The organism is Sphingomonas sp. ABOLE (assembly GCF_003950455.1).
Taxonomy (GTDB): Bacteria; Pseudomonadota; Alphaproteobacteria; order Sphingomonadales; family Sphingomonadaceae; genus Sphingomonas; species Sphingomonas trueperi.
In genome coordinates, this window is the sequence record NZ_QQWY01000076.1 from 1 (window position 1) to 7,078 (window position 7,078).

A 7,078-nucleotide genomic window follows, 5' to 3' on the forward strand; every position below is an offset into this window, starting at 1 on the left:
GGTTGGCGGAGGCGGAGGGTTGGCCATGCTGCGCGGGTTGCGCGGGGGTCTGCTGCGCCGGGGCGGTGACCTGCAGGGTGGCGGCGAGCAACAACGGCGTCAGCATTCGGTGATCTCCTCGCGTCGGACAACGGCCGGGGCGTCGGTTCGGTTGCCGCTGTGGCCGGTTCTTGCTAGGCGCGGCGGCGACCCGCCCGGGGCTGCCGGGCACTCCCATTCCGCACAGAAGGAACGCCATGGTCCCCCGTTATGCCCGCGCCGCGATGACCGACATCTGGTCGCCCGAGACGCGCCTTGCCATCTGGTTCGAGATCGAGGCGCACGCCACGCAGGCGCTCGCCGATCTGGGCGTGGTGCCGCAGAGCGCCGCCAAGGCGCTGTGGGACTGGTGGGCGACCAAGCCGGCGATCGACGTCGCCGCGATCGACGCGATCGAGGCGGTGACCAAGCATGACGTGATCGCCTTCCTCACCTGGGTGGCCGAACAGGTGGGCGAGGAAGCCCGCTTCATGCACCAGGGCATGACCAGCTCCGACGTGCTCGACACCTGCCTCGCGGTGCAGCTCGCCCGCGCCAGCGACCTGCTGCTCGCCGATATCGACGCGCTGCTCGAAGTGCTCGAGCGCCGCGCCCGCGAGCACAAGATGACCCCGACGATCGGCCGCAGCCACGGCATCCATGCCGAGCCTGTCACCTTCGGCCTCAAGCTCGCCGAGGCGCATGCCGAGTTCCAGCGCAACAAGGCGCGCCTGCTCGCCGCGCGCGCCGACATCGCGACCTGCGCGATCTCGGGCGCGGTCGGCACCTTCGCCAATATCGATCCGCGGGTGGAGGCGCATGTCGCGGCCAAGCTGGGCCTGTCGGTCGAGCCGGTCTCGACCCAGGTGATCCCGCGCGACCGCCACGCGATGTTCTTTGCAACCCTGGGCGTGATCGCCTCGTCGATCGAGCGGCTTGCGGTGGAAATCCGCCACCTGCAGCGCACCGAGGTGCTGGAGGCCGAGGAATATTTCTCGCCCGGCCAGAAGGGCTCGTCGGCGATGCCGCACAAGCGCAACCCGGTGCTGACCGAGAACCTGACCGGCCTCGCCCGCATGGTGCGCGGCTATGTCACCCCGGCGCTGGAGAATGTGGCGCTGTGGCACGAGCGCGACATCAGCCACTCCTCGGTCGAGCGCTATATCGGCCCGGACGCGACGATCACGCTCGACTTCGCGCTCGCTCGTCTGACTGGCGTGGTCGACAAGCTGCTGGTCTACCCGGTGCGCATGCAGAAGAATCTCGATCGCATGGGCGGGCTGGTCCACTCGCAGCGCGTGCTGCTGGCGTTGACCCAGGCCGGCGTGAGCCGCGAGGACGCCTATCGCCTCGTCCAGCGCAATGCGATGAAGGTGTGGGAATCGGACGGCGAACTGTCGCTGATGGAACTGCTCAAGGCCGATCCCGAAGTCACTGCGGCGCTGAGCCCCGAGGTCATCGAAGAGAAGTTCGACCTCGGCTATCATTATCGCCACGTTGACACGATCTTCGCGCGCGTTTTCGGCGCCGCATAATTTGAGGCCATTCCGGCCCTAATGGAACACATCCACGGCAAGCGGTTTTTGCTTGCCGTGGATCGCCGCCTCATGAAAAATCTGTCCGCATGAACGCCGCACATCGTCGATTGCGGGAGGCCACGGGCGCCGCGCATGCCCGGGTCGATGCGCTGTTCGGCCGCTTCGACCTCGCCCGTCGCGACGATTATGCCGGGCTGCTCGCCGCCCATGCCGAAGCGTTGCTGCCGGTGGAGGCGCTGCTCGACCAAGGCGGTGCCGAGGCGATCACCGAGGACTGGCCGCAGCGCCGCCGCGCAGGCGTGATCCAGGTCGATCTCGACGCGCTGGGCATCATCCTCCCGGCTCCCGAAAGCGAGGATTCCGTTACGTCGGATGCGGCGATGGCGGGCATGCTGTACGTGCTCGAAGGTTCGCGTCTCGGCGGGCGCTTCCTCGCCCGCAGCATACCGGACAGCTGGCCGCGCGCCTATCTGGGCAGCCACCAGCCGCCGCATATGTGGCCGGAATTACTAGAAAAACTTAATTTGCTCCTGTACGAGCCGGAGGCATTGGAGACTGCCGTCACCGCCGCCAACCAGACCTTCGGGCGGTTCGAGGCCGCCGGCACGAAGTGGCTGGCGAAGGTTGCATAAGTGGACAATGGCGTTTTCCAGGTCGATCTGACCAACTGCGATCGCGAACCAATCCACCAACTGGGGGCGATCCAGCCCTTCGGCTTCCTGATCGCCTTTTCGAGCGACTGGCTGATTAAGCGCGCCTCGGCCAATGTCGCGCAGCATTTCGACCTGTCGGCCGAGGACATGCTCGGCACCCATGCCAGCGACTATCTCGAAGACGAGGCGATCCATGCGCTGCGCAACCGGCTGACGCTGCTGCGCGGTGACGATGCACTGGAGCGGATCTTCGGCATCAAGGCGCTGCGCACCCGCGGCCGCACCTATGACCTCGCGCTCCACATGACCGGCGACACGATCGTGGTCGAGGGCGAGCCGTGCACCTCGGATGCCGCCGGCGACACCGCCAGCACCCTGCGCGCGATGATGGGCCGGCTCGACGAGAAGGAGAAGATCGCCGACTTCTTCCGCGAGGGCGCGCGGCAGGTGCGGGCGCTGACCGGTTTCGACCGGGTGATGGTCTATCGCTTCGAGCGCGACGGATCGGGCGTAGTGGTGGCCGAAGCCGCCCGCAGCGGCATCGGCAGCTTCCTCGACCTTCGCTATCCGGCGAGCGATATCCCGCAACAGGCGCGCAAGCTGTATCTGCGCACGCCGTTCCGGATCATCGCCGACGTGGCGGCCGAGCCGGTGCCGATCGTGCCGCAGCGCGACGAGTTCGGCGCGCCGCTCGACCTGTCACTGTCGGTGCTGCGGTCGGTCTCGCCGATCCATATCGAATATCTCAAGAACATGGGGGTGAAGGCCTCCATGTCGATCTCGATCATCGTCGAGGGCAAATTGTGGGGGCTGTTCGCCTGCCACCATTATGGCGGCCCGCGCTGCCCGGGCTTCGAGCGCCGTTCGATGGCCGAGCTGTTCGGCCAGATGTTCGCGCTCAAGCTGGAGAGCCGCGAGCGCAAGGAACTCTCCGCCTACGAGGCGGCCGCACGCGCGACCAGCGACCGGCTGCTCGCGGCGGTGGCCGGTGACGGCGGGCTGCTCGACGATCCCGAATGGCTGGGTAGTCGGCTCCGGGAAGTGGTGCCGTGCGACGGCATCGCGATCTGGATCGGCGGCAAGGTGGCGTTCAGCGGCATCACCCCGCCGCCCTCGTCCTTCGCCTCGATCACGCGCCGACTGAACGCGATGGCGGCGGGCCGCGTGTTCGCGACCGATCACCTCGCCGAAGTGCTGCCGCAAGCGGCGGAATATGCCGATGTCGGCGCAGGGCTGCTGGCGATCCCGATCAGCCGCTCTCCCCGGGATTATGTGCTTCTGTTCCGGCAGGAACTCGTGCGCACGGTCAACTGGGCCGGTGATCCGCAAAAGCCCGTCGAACTGGGCCCCAATGGCGCACGCCTCACGCCGCGGCAGAGCTTCGAGCTGTGGAGCCAGGAAGTGCGCGGCCGCTCGCTGCCCTTCACCGAGGTGGAACTGCGCATCGCCGAGGTGTTGCGCGCCTCGCTGATCGAAGTGGTGCTGCGCCTGTCCGACGACGCGCAGGAAGAGCGCCAGCGCGCCTCCGAGCGGCAGGAGCTGCTGATCGCCGAGCTCAACCACCGGGTGCGCAATATCCTCGGGCTGATCCGCGGGCTGGTGCGCCAGTCGCGCGCGCCGGGGATGGATACCGCCACCTATATCCGGATGCTCGACGGCCGGATCGAGGCGCTGGCCCGCGCCCACGACCAGATCACCGAGGACAATTGGGGGCCGGCGCCGCTCAGCCGGCTGCTGCGCACCGAGGCGGCGGCCTATCTCGGCGAGCGTTCCGGGCGGCTCGACCAGGACGGGCCGATGGTGCTGCTGCGCCCGGCGGCCTTCTCGACGCTGGCGCTGGTGTTTCACGAACTGATGACCAACTCGGCCAAATATGGTGCCTTGTCGGACAGCGGCACGGTCTCGGTACGCTGGGAGCTGGACGCGCAGGGCGATTGCCGGGTCGAGTGGCGCGAGCGCGGCGGTCCCGTCGTCCAGCCGCCGACGCGCCAAGGCTTTGGCACGACGATCATCCAGCGCTCGGTACCCTATGACCTGGGCGGCAAGGCGACGGTGCGGTATCCGCTAACCGGCTTGGAGGCCGAGTTCTGCATCCCCGCACGGCATGTCGTGCTCGACGGCGACGCAGCCGAGAAGCACGTTCGCGACGTGGAAGAGCCGGTGCCGGTGCCCGTGGGCGGCGAGATGCGCCCGATCCTGCGCGGGCCGGTGCTGCTGGTCGAGGACAGCCTGATCATCGCGATGGACGCCGAGGACATCCTGCTGCGCCTGGGCGCCGAGCGGGTGGTGACCGCGGCATCGATCGGCAGCGCGCTCGAGGAAATCGGCGCGGAACAGTTCGACGTGGCGATCCTCGACGTCAACCTCGGCGCCGAGACCAGCCTGCCGATCGCCGATCGCCTTCGCGCGGACGGCGTCCCCTATGCGTTCGCGACGGGCTATGGCGAGCAGCTCCAGCTCGACGCGGACCATGCCGGGGTGCCGGTGCTGCAAAAGCCCTACACGGCGGTGAACATGGCGCGGATGCTGGAAGGGTTGCTGGGCCGATAAGGCCCGAGGACCGATCCCCCCCACCCGAGTGTGGGGGGTAGGTCGGACGCTCAGGCCAGCGCGCCCTGCTGGGTGGGCGGCAGCCGCCGGGCGAGGTCGCCCAGCATCCCCACCGCAGCGCGGCGCATCGGGTGCCAGAAGGCGGAGAGCGACAGCAGCGCCGATCCGATCACCAGCCCGGTGAACGCCGCGCTCAGCTCCACCGCGCCGCTCTGGTGGAACAGCGAGTACATCGCCCACAGCACATAGGCTAGGCTGGAGACGAGCAGCGCGCGCCGGTCGACCGCCAGCGCCACGAAGGCAAAGAACAGGTAGAGCGCAAACACCAAAGCCGCCATCGGCGCGCCGATCTCGCCGTCGAACACGCCAAGCATGTGGAACACCGGGTGCGCGATCAGCGGGGCGGCGGCGAGGTGCAGCCAGAAGGCGACGTCGGCGCGGCGGGTGCGGCGCTCGAGATCGGTCATGTCCCAGCGCATCGCCGCGATGAACGTCGCGATGCCGCCGACCAGCAGGATCGCGTTGACCCAGTCCTTGGCGGCGGGGATCAGCGAGAGGATCAGGCCGACGGACACCCCGACAACGGCGAGCGCGCCGGCTGCGACGGTGATCGGCACCATGAAGCGCCGCCAATGCACCCAGGCCGCAGCTGCGGTGAGGCTGCCCGCCACGGCGGCAATCACCCCGCCGAAGCGCTGCTGCGCGACCTGGCTGGTCAGGTGCAGCGTATCGGTGAGCCACTGGCCGTTGATCACGAACAGGCCCGCAATGGTCGCGCCCGCGCCGCCGACGAAGCCGAGCAGCAGCAGGATCGAGGGCAGGGCGAGCCGGCGCCGCGCGGTGAAATATTCGGCAAGCATCCAGCTGGTCGCCGCTACCGCAGCACCCCCGCCGATGAGGTTGGCACCGATCACACGCGGTTCGGGGCCGCCGCCGGTCAGCATCTCGACCAAGCTGCCGCCCAGCTTGCCAATCGCCAGCAGGATCAGCGCCGCGGCGATGGTGACGAAGATGTCGTTGAAGCCGCTCAGCAGCCGGAAATGCTCTTCGTCCACCGCCGGGGTGGCCCGGCTGGCGGCGACATAGTTGCGGAACGCCGTCGCAGCATCGGGGGTGAGTGCCCCCGCCTCCACGGCGCCTGCCAGTTCGCTTTCGCTATACATCGGCAATCCTCCTTCGCGCATGGGAGAATGCCATGCGTGTATTGCTGATGCAATACGGTGATGCGCGGAGGCCTAATGCTGCAATTTGCTGAGGATCGCCATGGTCTGCTCGGCGCCCGATCCGGGGACGATCTCGCCGGTGCGGTCGGTGATCTGCGCCCATTGCGCGGCGACCGCTTCAGGCGTCGGCTCGGCCAGCACCGCGCCCGGTGTGAGGGTGATATAGGCTGCCTGCACCACGCCCGCGCCGGCGCCGACGATCATGTTGCTCGGCGCTTGCTCGGAGACGAGGAACAGCGCGGCGGGGGCGACATGCTCGGGCGCGAAGGCGGCGAAGGCGGCTTCGGGGAAGAGGTCCTCGGTCATCCGCGTGCCGGCGACGGGCGCGATGGTGTTGACCCGGATGCCGTGCTTGGCGCCTTCGAGGTGCAGCGTCTTGGTGAGGCCCGCGAGGCCGAGCTTGGCGGCGCCATAATTTGTCTGGCCGAAATTGCCGAACAGGCCGGTTGACGAGGCGGTCATCAGGATGCGGCCATAGCCCTGCTCGCGCATCGTCTCCCACACCGCCTTGGTGGCCTTGGCCGAGCCGATCAGATGGACGTCGACGACGAAGGCGAAATCCTCGGGCGTCATCTTGGCGAAGCTCCTGTCGCGGAGCACGCCGGCATTGTTGATCAGGATGTCGATCCGGCCCCAGCGCGCCTTGGCGGCCTCGGCCATCGCGACCATCGCCGCGGCATCGGTGACGCTGCCGCCATCGGCGATCGCCTCGCCGCCGAACGCTTCGATTTCGGCGACCACCGCGGGGGCGGCATCGGAATGTCCGGATCCGTCGCGGCTCGCGCCGAGATCGTTCACCACCACCTTGGCGCCGCGCCGGGCGAGTTCCAGCGCATAGGCACGGCCGATTCCGCCGCCGGCACCGGTGACGATGGCGACGCGGTCGTCGAAGCGGATGGTCATCGGCAATGCTCTCCTACAGAATTTGGGGAGAGCCTAGGGGAGGTTGGCCGCGACGCCAACCTTGCTCCCCGCCCGCGGACGGGAGGGGAGGGAAGGCTTGTGGGCTTACTTGCCGCCGGGCTGGCGACAATGGTCCTTCACGGTGCGCGAGCAGCGCGGATAGCTGGCCGGATCCGACGGCGGCAAGTAAGCC

Annotated in this window: 5 protein-coding genes; 3 read left to right on the forward strand and 2 right to left on the reverse strand. The window is 68.3% G+C overall.

Translation table 11 applies throughout. From position 1 onward, the window contains the following. The first annotated feature begins 236 nt into the window (after nt 1-236). From purB to CA234_RS23630, 3 genes are all read left to right on the forward strand, one after another. Complete coding sequence (gene purB, locus CA234_RS23620) at nt 237-1,553, forward strand: adenylosuccinate lyase (protein WP_125977681.1); 1,317 nt, start codon at nt 237-239, stop codon at nt 1,551-1,553. Nucleotides 1,554-1,642: 89 nt separating this feature from the next. Next, on the forward strand, nt 1,643-2,188 hold the full coding sequence (locus CA234_RS23625; RefSeq protein WP_125977679.1) for a biliverdin-producing heme oxygenase: 546 nt from the start codon (nt 1,643-1,645) through the stop codon (nt 2,186-2,188). After that, nucleotides 2,189-4,759 (forward strand): HWE histidine kinase domain-containing protein, encoded by a 2,571-nt coding sequence (locus tag CA234_RS23630; RefSeq protein ID WP_125977677.1) that lies wholly within the window; start codon nt 2,189-2,191, stop codon nt 4,757-4,759. A 50-nt stretch (nt 4,760-4,809) separates the two neighbouring features. Here the strand turns inward: CA234_RS23630 and CA234_RS23635 are convergent, their stop codons facing one another. After that, nucleotides 4,810-5,922 (reverse strand): hypothetical protein, encoded by a 1,113-nt coding sequence (locus CA234_RS23635; RefSeq protein WP_126002907.1) that lies wholly within the window; start codon nt 5,920-5,922, stop codon nt 4,810-4,812. Nucleotides 5,923-5,994: 72 nt separating this feature from the next. Beyond that, a complete protein-coding gene (locus tag CA234_RS23640; protein WP_125977673.1) occupies nt 5,995-6,885 on the reverse strand; it encodes an SDR family NAD(P)-dependent oxidoreductase in 891 nt (296 codons plus the stop codon). Nucleotides 6,886-7,078 lie beyond the last annotated feature (193 nt).

What these genes read in the sequence shown, in the direction of transcription:
- CA234_RS23640 (WP_125977673.1), bottom strand. Translation starts at nt 6,885, where the DNA reads ATGACCATCCGCTTCGACGACCGCGTCGCCATCGTCACCGGTGCCGGC.
- CA234_RS23625 (WP_125977679.1), top strand. Translation starts at nt 1,643, where the DNA reads ATGAACGCCGCACATCGTCGATTGCGGGAGGCCACGGGCGCCGCGCAT.
- CA234_RS23635 (WP_126002907.1), bottom strand. Translation starts at nt 5,922, where the DNA reads ATGTATAGCGAAAGCGAACTGGCAGGCGCCGTGGAGGCGGGGGCACTC.
- purB (WP_125977681.1), top strand. Translation starts at nt 237, where the DNA reads ATGGTCCCCCGTTATGCCCGCGCCGCGATGACCGACATCTGGTCGCCC.